The sequence below is a fragment of the Streptomyces sp. WAC03905 genome (assembly GCF_057371075.1).
Genome location: NZ_JBXYDZ010000003.1, coordinates 198,902 through 218,444 on the forward strand (window position 1 = coordinate 198,902; position 19,543 = coordinate 218,444).

18 protein-coding genes are annotated in these 19,543 nt (G+C 73.5%); 7 read left to right on the plus strand and 11 right to left on the minus strand.

The genetic code is table 11. From position 1 onward, the window contains the following. Positions 1 to 56: 56 nt before the first annotated feature. The 3 genes from AC2RP6_RS03845 to AC2RP6_RS03855 are packed head-to-tail and all read right to left on the minus strand — an operon-like array spanning position 57 to position 4,028. A complete protein-coding gene (locus AC2RP6_RS03845) occupies positions 57 to 581 on the minus strand; it encodes a GNAT family N-acetyltransferase (protein WP_486444823.1) in 525 nt (174 codons plus the stop codon). 35 nt (positions 582 to 616) lie between these two features. Next, positions 617 to 1,852: a serine hydrolase domain-containing protein gene (locus AC2RP6_RS03850; protein WP_486444824.1), complete on the minus strand. Its 1,236-nt coding sequence runs from the start codon at positions 1,850 to 1,852 to the stop codon at positions 617 to 619. A gap of 43 nt (positions 1,853 to 1,895) precedes the next feature. Next, the gene (locus AC2RP6_RS03855; RefSeq protein ID WP_486444825.1) at positions 1,896 to 4,028 is read right to left on the minus strand and encodes a SpoIIE family protein phosphatase; all 2,133 of its coding nucleotides are present in this window, start codon (positions 4,026 to 4,028) and stop codon (positions 1,896 to 1,898) included. Positions 4,029 to 4,213: 185 nt separating this feature from the next. Here AC2RP6_RS03855 and AC2RP6_RS03860 point away from each other — a divergent pair, with 185 nt between their 5' ends. Next, entirely contained in the window at positions 4,214 to 4,834 is a 621-nt protein-coding gene (locus AC2RP6_RS03860) for an L-threonylcarbamoyladenylate synthase (RefSeq protein ID WP_486444826.1), read from the plus strand. 5 nt (positions 4,835 to 4,839) lie between these two features. Here AC2RP6_RS03860 and AC2RP6_RS03865 read toward each other — a convergent pair whose 3' ends face one another. From AC2RP6_RS03865 to AC2RP6_RS03880, 4 genes are all read right to left on the minus strand, one after another. Further along, a complete protein-coding gene (locus AC2RP6_RS03865) occupies positions 4,840 to 6,993 on the minus strand; it encodes a bifunctional serine/threonine-protein kinase/ABC transporter substrate-binding protein (protein WP_486444827.1) in 2,154 nt (717 codons plus the stop codon). Positions 6,994 to 6,999: 6 nt separating this feature from the next. After that, positions 7,000 to 9,159, minus strand: a complete 2,160-nt coding sequence (locus tag AC2RP6_RS03870) for a bifunctional serine/threonine-protein kinase/ABC transporter substrate-binding protein (protein WP_486444828.1) — start codon at positions 9,157 to 9,159, stop codon at positions 7,000 to 7,002. Continuing rightward, a complete protein-coding gene (locus tag AC2RP6_RS03875) occupies positions 9,159 to 9,812 on the minus strand; it encodes a hypothetical protein (protein ID WP_486444829.1) in 654 nt (217 codons plus the stop codon). Before AC2RP6_RS03875 ends, AC2RP6_RS03870 begins: the two co-directional genes overlap by 1 nt. 249 nt (positions 9,813 to 10,061) lie before the next feature. After that, entirely contained in the window at positions 10,062 to 10,505 is a 444-nt protein-coding gene (locus AC2RP6_RS03880) for a GNAT family N-acetyltransferase (protein ID WP_486444830.1), read from the minus strand. 202 nt (positions 10,506 to 10,707) lie between these two features. Here AC2RP6_RS03880 and AC2RP6_RS03885 point away from each other — a divergent pair, with 202 nt between their 5' ends. Continuing rightward, positions 10,708 to 11,511 carry a beta-glucanase gene (locus AC2RP6_RS03885; RefSeq protein WP_486444831.1) on the plus strand — a complete coding sequence of 268 codons (804 nt, stop codon included), beginning with the start codon at positions 10,708 to 10,710 and terminating at the stop codon, positions 11,509 to 11,511. Here the strand turns inward: AC2RP6_RS03885 and AC2RP6_RS03890 are convergent. From AC2RP6_RS03890 to AC2RP6_RS03900, 3 genes are all read right to left on the minus strand, one after another. After that, entirely contained in the window at positions 11,508 to 12,200 is a 693-nt protein-coding gene (locus tag AC2RP6_RS03890; RefSeq protein WP_486444832.1) for a ribonuclease H family protein, read from the minus strand. The genes AC2RP6_RS03885 and AC2RP6_RS03890 overlap by 4 nt on opposite strands. 257 nt (positions 12,201 to 12,457) lie before the next feature. Then, a complete protein-coding gene (locus AC2RP6_RS03895) occupies positions 12,458 to 13,819 on the minus strand; it encodes a hypothetical protein (protein ID WP_486444833.1) in 1,362 nt (453 codons plus the stop codon). Between the two features lie 393 nt (positions 13,820 to 14,212). Continuing rightward, positions 14,213 to 14,416: a cold-shock protein gene (locus AC2RP6_RS03900; protein WP_030036890.1), complete on the minus strand. Its 204-nt coding sequence runs from the start codon at positions 14,414 to 14,416 to the stop codon at positions 14,213 to 14,215. A 426-nt stretch (positions 14,417 to 14,842) separates the two neighbouring features. Between AC2RP6_RS03900 and AC2RP6_RS03905 the strand changes: the two genes are divergently transcribed. From AC2RP6_RS03905 to AC2RP6_RS03925, 5 genes are all read left to right on the plus strand, one after another. Then, complete coding sequence (locus AC2RP6_RS03905) at positions 14,843 to 15,379, plus strand: SigE family RNA polymerase sigma factor (RefSeq protein ID WP_486444834.1); 537 nt, start codon at positions 14,843 to 14,845, stop codon at positions 15,377 to 15,379. Continuing rightward, a complete protein-coding gene (locus AC2RP6_RS03910; RefSeq protein WP_486444835.1) occupies positions 15,372 to 15,851 on the plus strand; it encodes a hypothetical protein in 480 nt (159 codons plus the stop codon). Before AC2RP6_RS03905 ends, AC2RP6_RS03910 begins: the two co-directional genes overlap by 8 nt. A 150-nt stretch (positions 15,852 to 16,001) precedes the next feature. Continuing rightward, positions 16,002 to 17,237, plus strand: coding sequence for a mannosyltransferase family protein (locus AC2RP6_RS03915; RefSeq protein ID WP_486444836.1), 1,236 nt, complete (start codon positions 16,002 to 16,004; stop codon positions 17,235 to 17,237). Between the two features lie 87 nt (positions 17,238 to 17,324). Next, positions 17,325 to 17,555 carry an antitoxin MazE7 gene (locus tag AC2RP6_RS03920; RefSeq protein WP_486444837.1) on the plus strand — a complete coding sequence of 77 codons (231 nt, stop codon included), beginning with the start codon at positions 17,325 to 17,327 and terminating at the stop codon, positions 17,553 to 17,555. Between the two features lie 108 nt (positions 17,556 to 17,663). Beyond that, positions 17,664 to 18,494 (plus strand): class I SAM-dependent methyltransferase, encoded by an 831-nt coding sequence (locus tag AC2RP6_RS03925; RefSeq protein WP_486444838.1) that lies wholly within the window; start codon positions 17,664 to 17,666, stop codon positions 18,492 to 18,494. Positions 18,495 to 18,523: 29 nt separating this feature from the next. On the opposite strand, the gene AC2RP6_RS03930 is transcribed toward AC2RP6_RS03925, so the two are convergent. Next, positions 18,524 to 19,483, minus strand: a complete 960-nt coding sequence (locus AC2RP6_RS03930) for a LysR family transcriptional regulator (RefSeq protein ID WP_486444839.1) — start codon at positions 19,481 to 19,483, stop codon at positions 18,524 to 18,526. Between the last annotated feature and the right edge of the window lie 60 nt (positions 19,484 to 19,543).

The window sequence follows — 19,543 nt, forward strand, 5'->3', positions numbered from 1 at the left end:
GCGCGCCGGCCGCAATCATCCGGAGCACCGCCGGGCGGGCGGATCCGCAGGCCCCGTCAGAGGGTGATCCAGTAGCGCCGCTTGGGCCCGATGAGGGTGTCGCGCACGTCCTCCAGGACGCCGCCGGCGCGCTCGATGGTGCGGACGGACCCTTCGTTGCCGGGGTCGCAGGTCAGCAGGACCCGGTCCATGCCCATGACCCGGGCCTCGTGGAGGACCTGGGTCAGGGCCCAGCCCGCCAGGCCGCGCCTGCGCGCCGAGGGGCGGATGCCGTAGCCGATGTGGCCGCCGGCGTCGAGGAGGAAGCCGTTGAGGTAGTGGCGCAGGTCTATGGCGCCCAGGTAGGTGTCGCCCTCCGCGATCCACCAGTACGTCGCGTGGACACGGCCGTGGTCGACGGGCACCGAGCGGTCCGCGTGGCGGCGCAGCTTCCGCGTCCAGGCGGCGAAGCCCTCCGGGCTGTCGACGTCGTCGTCGGAGCCCAGGCCCGCGCCGTCCATGTGGGCGTCGGGCCCCCATTCCTCCTGCGCGGCCGACCAGGAGCCGTGCAGGCGGGGGGTGGGGGCGATGAGCTCGGGCATGCTACGGACCCTAGCAGTCGGACCGTCCGACCAGGTCAGCCCGTCTTCTTCGGCTCGGACGGCTTGTGGCCGGGGTACACGTGGCCGGGGCTCACGATGCTGGTGATCGCCTCGCCGAAGAGCGTGCTGGGTTCCTGGCCGTCGTGCAGGATGTCGGTGTTCAGGATGACGACCATGGTCGCCTGTGCCTGGGGGAGGTAGACGCCGAGGCTCTCGTAGCCCGGGAGCGAGCCGTTGTGGCCGATCCAGCCCTGGACGTTGAAGAGGCCCAGGCCGTAGCCGGCGCCGGGGATGCCGACCGAGGTGGTCTTCAGGCGCTGGGCCTGGGTGGCGGGCGTCAGCAGCGTGCCGGTGGCGAGGGTGCGTGCCCAGCTGCGCAGGTTCTGCAGGTCCGAGATCATCGCCCCGGCCGCCCAGGCCCAGGACGGGTCCCAGTCGGTCGCCACCTCGACCTTGCCGGTGGCGGTCTGGTCGGTGTAGCCCTGCGCGTGCGGCTGGGGGAACTCCGCGCCGGTCGGGAAGAAGGTGCGGTCCAGTCCGGCCCGCGCCACCACGTCCTTGTCGATGACCTCGGCGAGCGGCCGGCCGGTGACCTTCTCGATCACGAGGCCGAGCAGGACCAGGTTGGTGTTCGAGTACTGGAACTGCGCGTTCGGCGCGAACTGCACCGGGTGCGTGAAGGAGTAGCCGAGCAACTCCTGCGGGGTGAAACGGCGGTCGGGGTCGGTGGTGAACGCCTTGTCGAAGGCCGGGTCCTCGCTGTAGTTGAACAGCCCGCTGCGCATGCCGGCCAGTTCGCGCAGCGTGATGCGGTCGCCGTTCGGCACCCCGGAGACATAGTCGCCGATGGGGTCGTCGAGGCCGACCCTGCCCTGGTCGACCAGCTGGAGGAGGGCCGTCACCGTGAACGTCTTGGTCTGGCTGCCGATGCGCGTGTTGAAGTCGGTCCGCATGGGCGCGCCCGTCGCCTTGTCGGCGACGCCGAAGGCCTTGACGTAGCTGCCCTTGCCCGGTGCCCACAGGCCCACGATCACGCCGGGCACCCCGGCCTCGCGCATGACCTGCCGGACCGCCGCGTCCAGTTGGCGCGCGACGGCCGGGGTGAGCTGCTTGAACTCCCCGCCCGTGTCCGGGGAGGGTGTGGCGGGGGCGGACGGTCCGGGGGTCGGCGCCGCCCCGTACGCGGTGGCCGTGACGGCCCCGGTGAGGAGGAGGCCCGCCGCGGCGGTGGCCGCGCAGGCCCGGCGGAGCCGTGAATGCGTCCTGTTCACCAATGCCTCCTGCGGTACGGGGACCAGGGCAGGGCATGCACGGTCAGCGTAGGCCCGTACCGGTGGGGCCGCGAGGCGAGCCGTCGTCCGGTGTCAGGGAGCGGGCGCGGGCGATGACCAGGGCGACGTCGTCGTGGTCGTCGGGGCGGCGCAGGGAGTCCAGGAGCCGGTCGCAGGTCTCCTCCAGTGGGCGCCCGGTGTCGGCGAGCAGCTCCAGGAGGAGGTCGAGCCGCTCGTCGATGGGCTGGTTCCGGGTCTCCACCAAGCCGTCGGTGTAGAGGACCAGTTGGTCCCCCGGCGCCATGGCTACCGTGGTGGCCTCGAAGGGGATGCCGCCCACGCCCAGGGGTGCGCCGGTGGGCAGGTCGAGCAGCCGGGGTGCCCGGCCGGAGCGGATGAGCACGGGAGGCAGGTGGCCGGCGACGGCGATGCGGCACTGCGCGCGGTGCGGGTCGTGGACGACGTACACGCAGGTGGCGATGGTCTCTTCGAGGGCGGCGGTGGTGCGGTCCAGCTGCTGGAGCACCTGGGGCGGGTCGAGGGCGAGTTCGGCGAGGGTGCGGGTCGCGGTGCGCAACTGTCCCATGCTGGCCGCGGCGTTGATCCCGCTGCCCATGACGTCTCCGATGACGAGGACGGTGGTGTCGTCCGGTCCCGCGATGGCGTCGAACCAGTCGCCGCCGATCTCGCTGCTGGCGGCCGCCGGGCGGTAGCGGGAGGCGACCTCCAGGCCGGGGGTCGGCGGCGGATGGTGGGGCAGCAGGTGGTGCTGGAGCGCGAGGGCGGTGTGGTGCGCGTTGCGGTACCAGCGGGCGTTGTCGATGCAGACGGCGGCGCGCGCGGCCAGTTCGCCGGCCAGCACGATGTCGTCGTCGTTGAAGGGCAGGGGGTTGCGGGTGCGTTTGAGGTCGAGGGCGCCGAGCACCTCGCCGCGCGCGATGAGCGGCACGGCGAGGTAGGAGCGCAGCCCGGCGCGGCTCAGGAGGGAGGCGGCATTGCTGTCGCGGGCGATCCGGGAGATGTCGCGGGCCTGCACATGGGCGACGAGGACGGGGTGGCCGGTGGTCACGGACTGGGTGACCAGCCGGTCGGCGGCGTAGCGGGCGATGTCGCCCGGGGGGTCCGCGGCGCGGACGGCTTCGCTCGGGTAGGCGGCGGCGACGGCGAGGGCGCGGAACACCGCGGGCTCGTGGGCCGAGGACCTGAGGGTGGGCCGGCCTTCGAGGACCGAGTCGAGGATGTCGACGGCGGCGATGTCCGCGAGCTCGGGCACGACGACGTCGGCGAGCTCGCGTGCGGTCTGGTCGAGGTCGAGGGTGGTGCCGATGCGGACGGTGGCGTCGGCGATCAGGGCGAGGCGGCGGCGGCTGCGGGCGATCTCCAGGGCCGCCTGGTGACTCTGGGTGACGTCCACGACGGACGTGGCCAGGCCCAGGACCCGGCCGGTGGCGTCCTCCAGCCGGTAGTAGGACACCGACCAGGCGTGTTCGGCGCGGTGACCGCCGTGGGTGCGGCCGGCCGTGAACTGCTCCAGCAGCGGCGTTCCGGTGGCCAGGACCTGCCGCATCGCCGATTCGGCGGCTTCGGTGTCGTCGAGGAAGGACAGCGCCTCCCGGACGCCGCGGCCGATGTGCTCGGAGGCGGGCAGCCCGTTGATCCGCTCCAGCGTGGGGTTGACCAGGACGTAGCGCAGCTCGGTGTCCAGGACCGCGAGGCCGATCGGGGACTGGGCCACCAGGCGGGCGGACAGGGCGAGGTCGCGTTCCAGCTGCCGCAGTGTGGTGCGGTCGGTGGCGATGCCCAGGGCGTAGAGGTCGCCGCGTTCGTCGAGCAGCCGCATGTTGCGGAACTCCACCAGGCGGGTGCTGCCGTCCTTGTGCCGTACGGGGAAGGCGCCCGCCCAGTCACCGGCGCCGCCCATGACGCGGGCGAACAGCTCCGACACCAGGCCCACGTGCTGGGGCGCGGCGAGCAGCCGTGCCGCGGGCCGGCCCAGGGCCTCGGCCGCGGTCCAGCCGAACAGCTGCTCGGCCTGCGGGCTCCACAGGGCGACCCGGCCTTCGGCGTCGAGGACGACGGCGGCCACGTTCAGTACGTCGAGCAGCCCGCTCGGCGGGGCGAGCCCGGCCGCGGCGGGCCGCCTCCCGTTGCCCCCCGACCCGTCGATCGCACCCATCGGCGATGCTCCCTTCCGGCACCGTCGGCCCCGCGGCCACCCGCCCCGGGCCGCTCCGGCCCCTGTCCGGGGCGGTCCGGGCCGGTCCGAGGCGCACGGTTACCTCTCATCGTCCCCCCGAAACCGCCGGGAAGCGTCCCGAGCGGCCGTGACCGGGCCCCGCCGGGACGGCGTAGGCTCGGCGAATGGCGAAATACTTCGACGTGCACCCCGAGAACCCCCAGCGGCGCACCATCGACAACGTGGTCGACATGATCCGCTCGGGCAAGCTCGTCGCGTACCCCACGGACTCCTGCTTCGCGCTGGGATGCCAGCTGGGCAACCGGGACGGCATCGGCCGGATCCGCTCGATCCGCAACCTCGACGACCGTCACCACTTCACCCTGGTGTGCCAGAACTTCGCCCAGCTGGGGCAGTTCGTGCAGATCGACAACAACGTGTTCCGGGCCATCAAGGCGGCCACGCCCGGGAGTTACACCTTCATCCTGCCGGCGACCTCGGAGGTGCCGCGCCAGCTGCTGCACCCGAAGAAGAAGACCGTGGGCGTCCGGATCCCCGACCACGTGGTCACCCAGGCCCTGCTCGCGGAGCTGGGCGAGCCGCTGCTGTCCAGCACGCTGCTGCTGCCGGACGAGGCGGAGCCGATGACGCAGGGCTGGGAGATCAAGGAGCGGCTCGACCACGAAGTGGACGCCGTCCTGGATTCGGGTGACTGCGGCACCGAACCGACCACGGTGATCGACTTCTCCGGCGGTGACGTCGAGATCGTGCGCCGGGGCGCCGGGGACGTGTCACGGTTCGAGTAGGCCGCTCACGGACGGGCGCGCGCCACGTCCGCGTAGTGGCCCAGGTACCGGAACGCTCCCTTCTCGCTCTGGTAGAGGTGGGCGAGGGAGTCTCCGGACAGGGCATGGGTCCCCGAGTCGAAGGCGACGGTCTTGGCGAGGCCCTGGTAGGTCGTGCGGAAGATCCGGCGGGAGAGTCCCGCCCGGTCGCGCCCCTCCCCCTCCAGCCCGGTCAGGGCGGTGGCCAGCAGGCCCACCGCGTCGTACGCCTCGGTGGCCCAGCGGGCGGGCGGTTCACCGTACGCGCTCCGGTGGGCCGCGACGAATTCCGCGGCGGCCTGCGTGGCCAGGGGGTCGGTGTAGAGGGTGCTGAACACCCAGCCCTCGGCCGCCGGGCCGGCCGCGGTGAGGAACGTCGGTTCCATGGCGTGCTGGAGGCCGACGCGCGGTCCCGGGAAGCCGGCGTCGGTCAGCGCGCGGGCCAGTTCGGCGGCGCGCCGCGGCGAGGCGCCGACGTACACCACGCCCTCGGCGCGGGCCTCGGTCAGGGCGCGTACGGTGTCCGCGAAGTCGGGGGCGCCCTCGGGGACGCGGTGGACGCTCACCGTGCCCCGTGCCGGGGGGCTCTGCTGGAACACCCTGGTGACCTGCCACGGCGGTGATCCCTCGGCGTCCTCCACGACCGCCGTGCGGCGCGAGATCCGCACCTGGGAAAGGTAGTGCAGGGCCGGGAGGCCGAGGCCCTCGTCGCTCGGGCGGGTGGCGCACACCGTGCGCCAGAGCGTCGTGGCGTTCTCCGGGCTGTTCACCGACACGAGCACCAGGGCGAGGTCCGCGGCGAGGCAGGCGCCGGCCAGCTCCGGCAGGGCCGCGTCCCAGGTGGGGCCGACGAGGGCGAGCACGGCCGGATCGGCGGCCAGCTCCTTGACGGCCTGTGCGGCGCGCTGCGCGTCACCGCCGTCGTCGGCGACGCGCAGGGCCAGCCGGAAGGCGGCGTCGGCCCGGGCGTTGTGCCGGTCCACGGCCAGCCGCATGCCGCGCTCGTGCGCCTGGCCGGTCGCCCGGCCGGGACCGGTCAGGTCGGCCTGCAGACCGAGGGTCAGGACCGGCAGGTCCCGGGCGGTGCCGCCGGGCGGTGCCCCGCGGCCGCCCGACCCCCGGGTGGTGACCCAGGCGATCGGCGCGGCGGCGGCGACCAGGGCTCCGCCGGCCGCGAGCAGCCGTCGGCGGGTGAAGGGGCGGGCGGGCGCCGGAGCGTCGATGCGGGTCGGTTCGGGCGCGGGCAGGTCCAGGGCCCGGGTGGAGCGTTCGGCGATGATCCTCGGCAGGGGGGCGGGCAGCCAGTCCGCGGTCGCCGCGGAACCCGCCGTGGCCGGGTCGGACCCGAGGAGGGCGGCGAGCTCGGCGAGGGTCGGCCGGCCGGCCGGTTCCTTCGCCAGGCAGCCGCCGACCGCCTCCCGCAACTCCGGGGGCAGCGAGCCGAGTTCCGGCTCCTCGTGGACGGTACGGAAGACCACCGCGGCCGCGTGCCCGCCGCCGAACGGGCCGCTTCCGGTCGCCGCGTACGCCAGCACGCAGCCGAGGGAGAACACGTCGCTGGCCGGGCCGGCGAGCGGGCCGCCCGCGCGGGCCAGCTCGGGGGCCAGGTAGCCGGGGGTGCCGACGACGGCGTCCACGGCCGTGAGCGTGGTCGCGCCGGCCGCCCGCGCGATCCCGAAGTCGATCAGGCGCGGCCCGTCGGGTGCCAGCAGGACGTTGCCGGGCTTGACGTCGCGGTGGATCAGCCCGGCCGTGTGCACCTCGGTCAGGGCCTCGGCGAGGCGTGTACCCAGGATCCGTACGGTCCGGGCGGGCAGCGGACCGTACCCGCCCACCGCTTCGGCCAGTGAGGGACCGGGGACGAACGGGGTGGCCAGCCACGGTTCACGGGCCTCGGGATCGGCGGCGATCACCGGGACGACCCAGCGTCCGGTCAGCCCGCCGGCAGCCTGCGCCTCGCGGCGGAACCGCGTCCGGAAGGCGGGGTCCGCCGCGTGGTCGGCGCGGATCACCTTGACGGCGACGAGGACGCCCTCGGGGGAACGGCCCAGGTAAACGGTGCCCATGCCGCCCGAGCCGAGGCGGCCCAGCAGCCGGTTCCCGCCGATCGCGGCCGGATCGGCGGGGAGGAGGGGGCGCATGGGCCGCTATCCCGCCGCGGGGTCGGCGGCCGGGCCCACGTAGCGGATCCGGCCGCCTTCCACCCGGTGGAGGAAGTAGGTGTTGCCCTTCACCATCCGGTCCTCGCCGAAGGCGTACTCCCTGGTCAGGCCACGGAAGGTGCTCTGGGCGAGGGCGGTCAGCAGTGCGGCGCGGGCCGGGTGGCCGCCGCCGCGGGCCGCCGTGACGAGCCGGTCGATGACGAGGCCGGCCGCGTCGTAGGCCTCCGCCGTCCAGACGTCCGGTGCGGTGCCGTAGGCGGCCTGGTGCGCGCGGGCCAGCTCGGCGGTCTCCGGGGCGTCGGGGCCGGTGTACGGGGCGACGAACTGCCAGCCCTCGGCCGCCGGGCCCGCCGCGGCGAGGAAGTCGGGTCCCATGGAGACGTAGTCGGCGGTCCGGTGCCCACGGTAGCCGGCGGCGGCGAGGAGGGTGGCGGTCCTGGCCGCGCCCTGCGGGGTGCCGGAGTAGAAGAAGGCGTCGACGCCGTGCGCCAGCATGTCGGTGACGACCGGGGCCAGGTCCCGGGTGCCGCGCGGGACGACCCGCGGGTAGACGGTGGCTCCGGGGACGAAGCCGGCGATGGTGCGGCTCGCGTGCAGGATCGCCTGCCAGCCCTCTCCGTCGCCGTCCCGGTCGCACAGGACGCCCAGCCTGGTCATCCCCTGCTGGCGGGCCAGCGCCTTGTTGAGGGCCGAGCCCTGGACGAAGGAGACGGGGCCGAGCTGGAAGAAGCTGCGGCGGTCGGCGACGCTGAAGGCGCTCGCCAGGGCCGAGACGGTGAGCAGCGGCAGCGCAGCCTCTCCGTACAGCTCCAGGCAGGGAGTGACCGTGGCGTTGCCGGTCGGGCCGATGACGGCGAGCACGTCCGGGTTCGCGATGAGGCCGGTGGCGGCGGCCGGGGCGCGGTCGGCCGCGCCCGCGTCGTCGGCGGTGACGACGGTGAGCGAGAACGGCTTGTCCTTGCGGGCGTTGAAGGCGTCGACGGCGAGCCGCACCCCGCGTTCCTGGGCGAGTCCGGCGGCTTTCTGCGGCCCGGAGAGGTCGGCCTGCACGCCGATCACCCAGGGCCGGGCAGCGGCTGCCGGTCTGCCTTCGGGGTCGTCGTCCTCGCGCAGGGCCCACCAGGCGGCGGTGCCGCCGCCGACCGCGAGCACGGCGCCGGCGGCGAGGCCGAGGATCCGCCTGCGGGACGGCGCCGCGCCGGTGCCGCCGGGTGCGGGGGCGGCCTTCGGGTCGGCGACGGTCTCCTCGATGCCGGGCAGGGCCAGCAGGGCGGCGGCCCGTTCGGCGATGGTGGCGACGACGGGGTCGGGCAGCCAGTCGGTGCCTTCGCCCGGGGCGTCCTCGGTGAGGGCCTCGTCAAGTCCGGCGGCGGTGGGGCGGACGTCGGGGTGCTTGGCGAGGCAGGTCCGCAGCAGGGCGGTGAGTTCGGGGTCGGCCAGGAGTTCGGGGCCGAGGTCGGGCTCGTCGTGGACGGTGCGGTAGAGCACGGCCTCCACGGTCCCGGCACCGAAAGGAAGCCGCCCGGTGGCGGCGTAGGCGAGCAGGCAGCCGAGGGAGAAGACGTCGCCGGACGGTTCCGCGGGGCCGCCCTCGGCCTGTTCGGGCGGAATGAAGCCGGGCGTGCCGAGGACGGCGTCGGCCGAGGTCAGGGCGGTGTGCTCGCCGCCGCGGGCGATGCCGAAGTCGATCAGCCGGGGCCGGTCCATGCCGAGGAGTACGTTGCCGGGTTTGACGTCGCGGTGGACCAGGCCCTGCGCGTGCATCACCTGGAGGGCTCGGGCCAGGGCCTTGCCGAGGATGCGTACGGCCCTCAGCGGGAGCGGGCCGTGGGCGGAGACGGCCTCGGCCAGGGAGGGCCCGGCGACGAAGGCGGTGGCCAGCCATGGTTCGCGGGCGTCGGGGTCGGCGCCGGTGATCCGGACGGCCCACGGGGTGTCGACCTGGGCGGCGATCGCGGCCTCGCGGCGGAACCGGGCCCGGAAGTCGGCCTCTTCGGCGTACTCGGCGCGGATGACCTTGACCGCGGCGAGCCCGCCGTCGTCGGTGCGGCCGAGGTAGACGACGCCCATGCCGCCGGCGCCGAGCCGTCCGAGGAGGCGGTGGCCGCCGATCCGGGACGGGTCCGAGGGGTGCAGCTGCTCCATCAGCCGGCCGCCTTTCCGAGGGCCTGCTTGGCCTGCGCGATCATGCGGCTGTTGCCCTGCACGACGAGCTGGGTGAGGGTCTCCTGCTTGAAGCCCTCGGCCCCCTTGCCGGCGATGGCCACCGTGACGGGGCCGAACTGCGCCTGGTACCAGAAGTAGCGCTGGGGCTCGCCGCCCTCGGGGCCGACGTACGTGCCGAACTCGCTGAAGGCGTCCTCGCTCCAGTTGTTCATCTGCTCGCCCTGGTGGTTCGCGGTCCCCAGCAGCCCCTTGAGGTCCTCGCCCTCGCGCAGCTTCTGGTCGGGGCAGCGCACGACCTCTTCCATGGCGCGGGCCGTCTCCCAGCCCGATTCCGCGCGGTCGTGGTGGACGGTCACCGTGGCGTTGATCCGGACGCGGCCGTGGCCGTTCCCCGCCGGGATCTCGAAGTAGCGGGTGTTGGTGGCGAGTACGTCCGGCGGCAGGTCACCGGTCTGCCACACGCACTGCTCGTCGAGTACGGGCCAGCGGCCGGGCCGGCTCTCGAAGGGCGCCTGGCGCACGACGTCCGGGCCGAAGGCGTCCTCGGTGATGACGATCCGGGCCAGGAGGGCCCGGGCCTCGGCGGCCGTCCTCGGCTGCTTGGACTCGTCCAGCTCCGGTACGAGGGACACGGGTGAGGCGCCGGGCGAGGGCGGGGCGGTGGACGGAGGCGGTGCGGGTGAGGCGGGTGATGGTGATGACGCGGCCGGGGCACGGCTCGTCGCCGCACCCCCGGCTGCTCCGTCGGCCGTGCACCCGGCCGTGGCCATGAAGAACAAGCCCGCCGCCGCGCAGCCGCAGGCGCGCAGCGCGACATCACGTCGTGTCACAGTTCCCCCCACGGCACGGATGGTACCGCGCCGTGGAGGTGCGCAACTGGGTTATGGGCAAACGTTGTTGGAGGGCGAACCGGAGTTCGGGGACAGGCGGTCCATCGTCCAGGCGGAGTCGTGGCGGGTGAAGCCGACGTGCGGGTAGTAGTCGACCGCGGCCGGCGCGGAGAGCAGGACCACCTTGGCCTCGGGGGCCGCCTCCCGGGTGACCCGGATGAGCTCGCGGCCCACGCCGCGGCCCTGGTGGGCGACGTCGACGGCCAGGTCGGCGAGGTAGGTGGAGTAGGCGCCGTCGGTGAGGGAGCGGGCGATGCCGATGAGGGCTCCGTCCTCGTCGCGGGCGACGACGACCAGGTTGGCTCCGGCCAGCATGCGGGCGAACCGCTCGACGTCGTGCACGGGGCGCCGCTCGGCGAGGGTGGAGGCGCGGTAGACGCCGAGCACCTCCTCGACGTCGAGGTCGGCGCCGATGACCCGCTCACACGTCCACATACCCCCGCAACTCCCTCTCTGCTCTTCGAGTCGGCGGCCCGCAGGCGTGGCGCCGCCGGAGGACCCAGGCTCGCAAGTAATAGCCGAAACCGCACCGGGATTATTACACGTCGGCGAGGTCGAAATACAAACCGGTGGACCGGTATGTATCGGCGGGCAGGCGGGCATGCTGCAAGGGCTCGCGTTCTCGGGAAGGAGCGATGTGCTCACTCAGGTTCTCGACCGGATCCGACGGCTCTTCGGACGCCCCACCTCCCCTGCGACCTCCGCATCCGCTTCCGCTTCCGCATCCGACTCCGCCGCGGCTTCCGCATCCGCGTCCGCTCCCGAACGTGACGCCACCGGCCGGGCGAGCGCCCGCGCCCCGGTCTTCACGGCCGACTTCGGCTCGACCCGCCAGTGGGTCGCGGGCCGTTCCTGGGCCTATCCGAACGGCGGCCCCACCAACTCCGGCGACAACAAGCTCGACTACCTGGTGCCCGACGCCTCCTTCAGCCGCAGCGGCACCTTCCGGGCGGCCCGCCGCCCCGACGGCAAGTGGAACGCCGGCCTGTTGACCACCGAGGGCAGCGACGAAGGGTTCATGGTGCGGACCGGGGACATCCTGGAGTCCCGGGTCCGCCTGCCCGCAGAAATGGGCGCGTGGCCCGCGATCTGGACCTGGCTGGACGGCGACAACGAGATCGACGTCTTCGAGTACCACCCGGACAACCCCGACCTCCTCGAACTGTCCAACCACGTCAAGGGCGGCTCCCGCTACCACCGCGACGCGGCGATCGGCCCCGGGCGCTGGGTGGATCTCAAGGTGGAGTTCGGCTCCCGGTCGGTGGTGTGGTGGGTCAACGGCAAGCAGGTCTTCGCCGACCGCCGCGGGGTGGGACGCCGCTGGCGCGCCTACCTCATCGTCAACCTCTCGGTGTGCGCCGGCCGCTACCACCCGGCCCCCGACCGGGACGTCTCCGAGATGTCCTACGAGGTGGCCTACCTCCGCGTCATCCGCCCCTAGGGGGTGGTCGCGCAGCTCTCGTGGCCCCAGCGGGCGCCGTTCTTGGCGATCATGTCGCCGGCCGCGTACGGCTTGCCGCAGGGGCAGCTGCCCGGGAACTTCGCCTTGATGGCCCGGCCGGCCCGGGCCGTCGCGGAACCGGCGGACGCCGCTCGCTTCTTCGCCGTACCGGACTTGCTCCGGGCGGGCGCGGCGGGCGCCGGGACGGGCATGTCGGCGTGACCGAGGGCCGTGCCCGCGGCCTCCTGCCGCAGGGCGGCATCGCTGGCGGCCTGGTCGGCGATCGCGTTCAGGTGGTCGCCGTCCTCGCGGTGCGCGGGGACGTACCGGAACGTCACGTCGCGGTCGGCCAGCAGCCGGTCGATCTCCTCGACGAGTTCGCGGTTGGCGACGGGCTGGCCGGAAGAGGTCTTCCAGCCGTTGCGCTTCCAGCCGGGCAGCCACTGCGTGACGGCCTTCATCGCGTACTGCGAATCCATCCGCACCTCGACGGACGTACCGGGCGCCAGCGCCTCCAGCAGCCGCTGGAGGGCGGTCAGCTCGCCGATGTTGTTGGTGGCCCGGCCCAGCGGACCGGCCTCCCAGCGCTCCGGGCGTCCTTCGGCGTCGGCGATGACCCATCCCCAGCCGGCGGGCCCGGGGTTACCCTTCGCCGCTCCGTCACAGGCGGCAATGATGCGATCAGACATCCCCCGATCATGCCTCATGCGCGGGGCCGCACCGCCCCCGGTCCGTCCTCCCGGCCGTTCGGGCCTGCTCCGTGGGCAACGCGCTCGCCGCATGCGCGCTCCCCAGCGCCGTCTTCACTGCGGGCACGCTTCGATGGGTCTGGCCGGACATGGCAGTGGCCCTGCCATGGCAGGGCCACTGCGGGACGGGCTCTTGCCCCCGAGTCGCCCGTGTACGTGGCGTGCGCGTGCCGACCGGCTCGGCTCGGCGGGGCGCGTCAGCCCAGGCAGCCGGGGACGGGCACCGAACTCCCTTGGCAGTTGGTGGGTTGGTTGCCGGTGACGCGGACTCTGCCGTAAGGAGTGACCGTGCCGCTGTTCTGGATGCCGCCGGCGGGCAGCACGGCGGTGTTGTTCTGCACGTCGGTGTCCGTGAGGGTGAGGAAGCTGCCGCTGAAGAGGATGATGCCGCCCCCCTGGCTGTCACTGCCTACGGCCCGGTTGCGGAGGATCTTTGAGTCACGGACCGCGACATGATTGCCGCCGGAGGGGATGAACATGCCGCCCCCGTCGTCACCGGACCTGTTGTTCGTGATCTTGCTGTCCTCGATCACGGCGTTGCCATTGAGATCGAGACCGCCGCCGTCGTCGGCCGTGGTGTTGTCGCTGATGGTGCTCATGCGCAGGGACAGAGTGCCGGGGTTGTGGAAGATGCCGCCGCCGTCATTCGCCGACATGTTGTGGGTGACGCTGCTGTCCTCGACGTCCAGCGTTCCGGATGAGAAGACGCCGCCGCCGCTGCCGCTGGTGGTGGAGTTGCGGCTGATCACACTCTTGGCGAGCTTCACCGAACCGCCGCTGTCGTTGCGGATGGCGCCCCCGACGGCGGCTCTGTTGCGGGCGAGTTCCGAGACGCCGATGTCCAGCCGCCCGGTGTTGTGGACGGCGCCGCCGTCGCCGTCGGCGGTGTTACCGCTGAAGGTGCTGCTGCGGCTTGTGGTGATGCCTTCATTGAAGATGGCACCGCCGTCGTCGTCAGCGTGGTTGCCGGTGAGTGCGGCACATTCGAGAGCCAGCCTCTGGCCGGCCGCGACGAAGACGGCGCCCCCGTCGTCCGTGCTGCTGCCGCCTCGGATGGTCAGCTCCGATCCGTCCCGGCAGCTCCGGCGGTCTTTGCGGTCCGTGCCGCTCTGGAGCGCGGTGGCGGACCCATGGCCGTCATCACGGTGGTCCCGGCCGTTACCGTGTTCCCGGTCGCGACCGATGCCCTCCAGGGTGAGGGCACCTGCCGGGCCGGTGACTTCGAAGATGCGAAACCTGGGGGCGGCAGCGGAGCGTTCGATGACCGTGCCTCGGCCGCCGACAAGAGCGATCGGAGTGGTGATCAACGGCAGGCCGTTGGCATCGCCGCTGGGGCCGGTGTTGTCCACGGCCGTGAGGGTGTAGGTGCAGCGGGGAGCCAAGCGAATGGTGCCGCCGCCGACGGCGTTGGCGGCATCGATGGCGTCCTTGAGAACCTCAGCATCACAGGCGAGCGCGGCGGGCAGCGTGGAAGCGTCGGCCTGTGCGGTGCTCGGTACGATGACGAGGCCCAGCGCAAGGAGAGCGCAGGCGCCGCCTGCTCTTGAAACGATTCTCATCTCATCTCCACATCCGAGGGATCACGAGCAAGATAGGCGCCACCAGGCTGCCCCGCTCACGACACGCCCCCGGTACACGCAGCGCCACTCCGATGCCTCACCCGCCTCGGTCACCCGCTTTCAGCCTTTGCCGACCCGAGCAGGAGAGCAGCGCCCCGGCCCGGTCAGGGCTGCCGGTGCGTGCTGGCGGCGTCGGGGGTCGCGACGGTCGCGCTCGGCGTCGTCGGCGCGGCCGTGCGGATCGGGGAGCTCGCGCCGGCGGGCCTCCCGGGCCGTGCACGCATCAGGGCCGTGCGGCGGTGCCGCACGGCCCTGATCGTCCACTCCCCCGGTTCACACCAGGGGAGGAAACGGTTCTCCGGGGTCCGGACAGCAGCCCGGGCCGGCCGGGGATCAGGCGGGGGTGATGTTCTCCGCCTGCGGGCCCTTCTGGCCCTGGGTGATGTCGAAGGTCACGGCCTGACCCTCCTGGAGCTCACGGTAGCCCGTGGCGTTGATCGCCGAGTAGTGGGCGAAGACGTCCGGGCCGCCACCGTCCTGGGCGATGAAGCCGAAGCCCTTCTCGGAGTTGAACCACTTCACGGTTCCCGTAGCCATGTTCATGCCTTCCCGTTGACGTACGTCCCCCACACGGCGTGGAGGACGGAGGTGATCGCCCTGGTCCTACGGCACAACACAGCAAAACTGCCCACACCAGAAGGCGCGGGCAAGGCACTTGGAACCACGACAGCTACCGGAGAAGGTACACGCCTGCACGCACGGTCACCAGGGGGAATGATCACGCCTGCGCGGCGGGAATTCGCCCTTGTACGGACTTGCCGGGCGGCCCTCACCGGAAAATCCGCCGAAGGGGGGTCCCCCGGACGCCGCGCTCGGAAGGGCCCGGATCCTGGTGGAACCGGGCCCTTCCGCCGTTCCGGGCCCACCGCGACCGACGCGACGACGAGTCGCCCGGGTCCCATGTGACCGCAGTCACAGAATTTCCTGTCGTCCGATGTCGACCGGACGCGGTGCGCCGGGCGTATGCCCGGTGAGAGGGACACATGGATTCGGGAGCGATTTTTGACCGTCGAGGAGTTCGAAGCGTTCTACGCACAAGCGGCGGGAAGGCTCACAGGACAGCTGTACGTGATGCTCGGTGACCACCACGAGGCGCAGGACGTGGTGCAGGAGGCCTTCGTCCGCGGCTGGGGCCACCGGCGCCAGCTGGACCGGGACGGCCGCCCCGAGGCCTGGATCCGTACCGTCGCGTGGCGGCTCGCGGTCAGCCGCTGGCGGGTGCGCCGACGCAGCGCCGAGGCCTGGCGGCGCACCGCTCCCGCGCCGCACGTGGAGGGGCCCGGACCCGAGGCCGTGGCCCTCGTCGGGGCGCTGCGGCAACTGCCCCTGAAGCAGCGCCGCACGATGGCGCTGCACTATCTGTGCGACCTGACCGTCGAACAGATCGCCGCCGAGACCTCGCTGTCCGCGAGCACGGTCAAGACGCACCTCTCCCGCGGCCGCGCCGCCCTCTCCCGTCACCTGCAGGATCCGCGCACCGAGGAGGCTCCCGATGCCTGAGTCCCACGACCCGCTGCGGTCGGCCTTCCGCGCCGCGGCCGCCGCCGGACAGTCCGCGAGCACCCTTCCGCCCGTCGCCGCGATCGAAGAGCGCGGCGACGTGGTCCGACGGCGCCGCATCGTGGGCATCGCCGCCGCCTGCTGCCTGCTCCTCGGCGGATCCGGCGCGGCGCTGGCCGCGTTCCTGCCGCAGGACTCCGGCCGGCCGACGCTCCCGGCGACGACCCCCTCTCCGGTCGCCCCGTCCGGCCTGCCGACCTCCGCCCCGACCTCCCCTGCGCCCTCCGCTCAGAGCACGTCGACGGCGCAGAGCACCTCGACGGCGGGCAGCACCGCCACGGCCCTGAGTCCGCCGCCCTCCGCGACCGCGGGCACGGGTGACCCCGACCCCACCGGGACGATGAGCCCCCGCCCGCCCCAGGGAACGAGGTACCCGGGCGCGCCCACGGCGACGACGCAGCCGCCTCCGTAGCGGCGTCCCGCCCGCCGCACCGGCCCGGCACTCCCCGCCCGCCTTCACCACAGCCCGCACCACAGCCCGTACCCGCCGCCCGCGGGCACCGGCCCCGGCTCTCCCCGGCCGGCGGTTCCGCACACCCTCAGACGGCCCAGGAGATCTCTTATGCCCGTTTCGTCCCCGCCTCGGCCGTCCCCGACCCCCCGCTCGCGGCCCGCCCCCGCGGGCCGTCCCGCCTCTCCTCGGCCCCGCCGGACGTTCCCCGCCCCGCGGTGGCCCGGCCCGGCCGACCGGGAGGTGCTGTGGCTGTACCTGGTGACGCGCGTCGGCATCTGGTCCACCGCCTGCGCCGTCGGCATGCTGTTCCCGCCGGACGGGGAGAGCCGCCGGCCCCCGTCTCTGCTCGCGCCATGGCAGCAATGGGACTGGACGTTCTACCTCCGCATAGCCGAGGACGGCTACTTCCCCGACGGGGCCGGGCCCTGGACGATCGGCTGGGACAACAGGGAGGCCTTCCTGCCCGGTTTCCCCCTCGTCCTGCGCGCCGTGCACACGGTCGTCCCGTCCTGGGCCGCGTCCGGGGCCCTGGTCTCCTTCATCGCCGGGGGCGTCGCCGTCGTGGCCCTGGCCCGCATCGCCCGCGGTCTGCTGGGCGACCAGGAGGCGGGCCGGCGCGCGGTGACCTTCCTGCTGGTCTCGCCGTGTGCGGTGTTCCTCGCCGCCGGCTACACCGAGGCGCTCTTCCTGGCCCTGGCCCTGCCCGCCTGGCTGGCGGCACAGCGCCGGAACTGGGCCGCGGCCTCGGTCCTGGCCTGCCTGGCCTGCTCGGTGCGGGTCACGGGCCTGTTCCTCGCCGCCGCGCTCGCCCTCCACTTCTTCCTGACGGCCCGCACCCGGGCCGCCTGGCGGTCCGCCCCCTGGCTGTTCCTGCCGGCCCTCGCACCCGTGCTGCACAGCTGGTACCTGCACAGCCGGACCGGTGACTGGATGGCCTGGAAGCACTCCCAGGAGCGGGGCTGGTACCGGGATTTCCACCTGCCGTGGGAGGCCTGGTCGCACACCTGGACGGCCGCCTTCGGGCACACCCAGCCCACGGGCTACGCGCTGATGTCGCAGGCGGAGCTGCTGGCCATGGTGACCGGCCTGGTCCTCCTGGCCGTGCTGGTACGGGGCCGCCGCTGGCCGGAGGCCCTGTACATCGCCCTCACCCTGTGGGCCCTGGGTACGTCCTACTGGTACACCTCGGTACCCCGTTCCACCCTGCTCTGGTGGCCGCTGTGGATCGCCCTGGCGGGCTGGAGCATGCGCCGCCCCCGGGTGCGCAGCGCCTACCTGTACGTCGCGGGGCCGCTGTGCACGACGGTGGCCGTCACCTTTCTCACCGGACGCTGGGCCGGATAGCCCGGACAGCCGGGAGAGGGCGGGTGCGGGGGGGCGGGCGGGAGCGAACGGGCCCACGGGCGGGCGCCGGACGCGCATACTCGGAGGATGGCCGACACCACCACCGTCGAGGTCGACACCGACGTGCGCGACCGGCTCGCCGCGCTCGCCGCCGACCGCGGACTGAGCCTGCGCGCGTACCTCGCCGAACTCACCGCCGCCCAGGAGAACGCGACGGCGCTCGCACGCGCCGCCCGGGCCTTCGAGGACGCGCTGGACCGCCCCGGTTTCCGCGAGGGCTTCGCGCGTGACTTCGGCGGCCCCACGGACCGTGGCTGACCCGGCCGACGCGGCGGAGCCACCCGGGTGGCTCCGCCGACGAGCCGGTCCGCGCGAACGTCCCTAGGCTCGGGGAAGGACCGCTTCGAGCGCTGGAGGACGGCTGTCATGACCGATGCGAGCGAGGCGCGGCAGGCCGACCGCACCCTGAAGGCCAAGCACCGGGCGATGTGGGCCATGGGCGACTACCCGTCCGTGGCCTCCCACGTCGTCTCCCGGCTGGGCCCCCTGCTGGTGAAGGAGTGCGGGATCCAGATCGGTGACCGGGTCCTCGACATCGCCGCTGGGTCCGGCAACGCCGCCATCCCGGCGGCGCAGGCGGGCGCGGACGTCGTCGCGACCGACCTGACCCCCGAACTGCTGGAGGTCGGACGTCACCTGGCCGCCGTACAGGGCGCGCGGCTGGAGTGGCAGGAGGCCGACGCGGAGGACCTGCCCTTCGCCGACGGCGAGTTCGACGTGGTCATGTCCTGCATCGGCATCATGTTCGCCCCGCACCACCGCACCGCCGCCGAGGAGATGCTGCGCGTCTGCCGGGCGGGCGGGACGGTCGGGCTGGTCAACTGGACGCCCGAGGGGTTCGTCGGCCGGCTGTTCGCCACGATGAAGCCGTACGCCCCGCCGCCCCCGCCCGGGGTGCAGCCGCCGCCGCTGTGGGGCAGCGAGGAGTACGTCCACGAGCTGCTCGGCGACGCGGTCACCGACGTGGTCGCGCGCCGCCGGACGATCCCCGTGACCATGTTCAAGAACCCTTCGGACTTCCGGGAGTTCTTCAAGGCCTGCTACGGGCCGACCATCGCCGTGTACCGCGCGGTGGGCGACGATCCGGAGAAGGTCGCGGCCCTGGACGCGGCGCTCGACGCCCTCGCCGCCGAGCACACCACGGACGGCGTCATGGAGTGGGAGTACCTGCTGCTGACCGCCCACCGCCGCGGCTGACGGCACCCCGGCCCGGGGCACCCGGCCGGTCAGTCGATGACCGGGTGCACCTCCGGGTGCGCGTCCCACCACTCGCGGTGGAAGCGGTTGTTGTCGACGTTGGCCAGGTAGGCGCGGGCCGCCGCGCCGTAGAGCCGGCCCGCCTGCCCGGCCGAGAGGGCAGAGCGGTTCCAGGCGAGGCGGATGCGTCCGGTGATGGGGCTGCCGACGAGCGGGCGCATCACCGTACCCTCCGCCGTCGGGGCCGTCGGCTGGCACAGCGAGACCGCCCGGCCGGCCGCGACCAGGTCGTAGTGCATCTTGCGGTCGGTGATCCGGTAACGCAGTGAGGGGCTGAACCCGGCCGCCGCGCAGGCCGCGACCAGGGCCTCGGGACCGCCGTCGTCGTCCTCCACGGGGGTCATCCACGACTCCCCCGCGAGGTCGGCCAGGTCGACACGGTCCAGGCCGGCCAGCGGATGCCGCGCGGACAGCCGGATCCCGAACGGCTCCTTCGGAATCAGCGTCCTGGCCAAAGTCCCCTCCGGTAACGGCACTTCGTGGTCGTTGACCTCGCCGTAGACGATCGCGTCGTAGCGTCCCGCGCCGAGCATCCGGGCCAGAGCGGTGACCGAGTCCTCCAGGTCCACGGCGATCTCCCGGCCCGACATCGACAGGTCCGTCTGAGCCAGGAGACCGTCGAGCAGCACGAGCAGGATGCAGCCGAGGCGCAGCGGGCCGCCGGCGGAGATGGCGCGCGCCTCCGCTCCCAGGGCGTCCATCTCGCTCAGTACGCGCCGCGCCTTCGCCAGGACGAACTGCCCCAGCGCCGTGGGCTCCACGCCGCCGCGTCCCCGTACGAACAGGTCGCCCCCGGTGACCCGTTCGATGCGCCTCAGCTGGGCGGACAGGGCCGGCTGCGAGACTCCCAGCCGCCGCGCCGCGCCCCCCAGACTGCCCGCCTCCGCTATCCGGAGGACGGCTTGCAGATGCCTCAACTCCAGCTGCATCCGGGCAGCGTACGCAGGCCGCCGCGACCGCACCATAACGCGGACCTTATGCCTGCCGAG

Excerpts from the sequence above, each read along its gene's own strand:
- AC2RP6_RS03845 (WP_486444823.1), bottom strand. The coding sequence starts at position 581 with ATGCCCGAGCTCATCGCCCCCACCCCCCGCCTGCACGGCTCCTGGTCG.
- AC2RP6_RS03855 (WP_486444825.1), bottom strand. The coding sequence starts at position 4,028 with ATGGGTGCGATCGACGGGTCGGGGGGCAACGGGAGGCGGCCCGCCGCG.
- AC2RP6_RS03860 (WP_486444826.1), top strand. The coding sequence starts at position 4,214 with ATGGCGAAATACTTCGACGTGCACCCCGAGAACCCCCAGCGGCGCACC.
- AC2RP6_RS03865 (WP_486444827.1), bottom strand. The coding sequence starts at position 6,993 with ATGCGCCCCCTCCTCCCCGCCGATCCGGCCGCGATCGGCGGGAACCGG.
- AC2RP6_RS03870 (WP_486444828.1), bottom strand. The coding sequence starts at position 9,159 with ATGGAGCAGCTGCACCCCTCGGACCCGTCCCGGATCGGCGGCCACCGC.
- AC2RP6_RS03880 (WP_486444830.1), bottom strand. The coding sequence starts at position 10,505 with ATGTGGACGTGTGAGCGGGTCATCGGCGCCGACCTCGACGTCGAGGAG.
- AC2RP6_RS03890 (WP_486444832.1), bottom strand. The coding sequence starts at position 12,200 with ATGTCTGATCGCATCATTGCCGCCTGTGACGGAGCGGCGAAGGGTAAC.
- AC2RP6_RS03895 (WP_486444833.1), bottom strand. The coding sequence starts at position 13,819 with ATGAGAATCGTTTCAAGAGCAGGCGGCGCCTGCGCTCTCCTTGCGCTG.
- AC2RP6_RS03900 (WP_030036890.1), bottom strand. The coding sequence starts at position 14,416 with ATGGCTACGGGAACCGTGAAGTGGTTCAACTCCGAGAAGGGCTTCGGC.
- AC2RP6_RS03905 (WP_486444834.1), top strand. The coding sequence starts at position 14,843 with ATGCCCGGTGAGAGGGACACATGGATTCGGGAGCGATTTTTGACCGTC.
- AC2RP6_RS03910 (WP_486444835.1), top strand. The coding sequence starts at position 15,372 with ATGCCTGAGTCCCACGACCCGCTGCGGTCGGCCTTCCGCGCCGCGGCC.
- AC2RP6_RS03915 (WP_486444836.1), top strand. The coding sequence starts at position 16,002 with ATGCCCGTTTCGTCCCCGCCTCGGCCGTCCCCGACCCCCCGCTCGCGG.
- AC2RP6_RS03920 (WP_486444837.1), top strand. The coding sequence starts at position 17,325 with ATGGCCGACACCACCACCGTCGAGGTCGACACCGACGTGCGCGACCGG.
- AC2RP6_RS03925 (WP_486444838.1), top strand. The coding sequence starts at position 17,664 with ATGACCGATGCGAGCGAGGCGCGGCAGGCCGACCGCACCCTGAAGGCC.
- AC2RP6_RS03930 (WP_486444839.1), bottom strand. The coding sequence starts at position 19,483 with ATGCAGCTGGAGTTGAGGCATCTGCAAGCCGTCCTCCGGATAGCGGAG.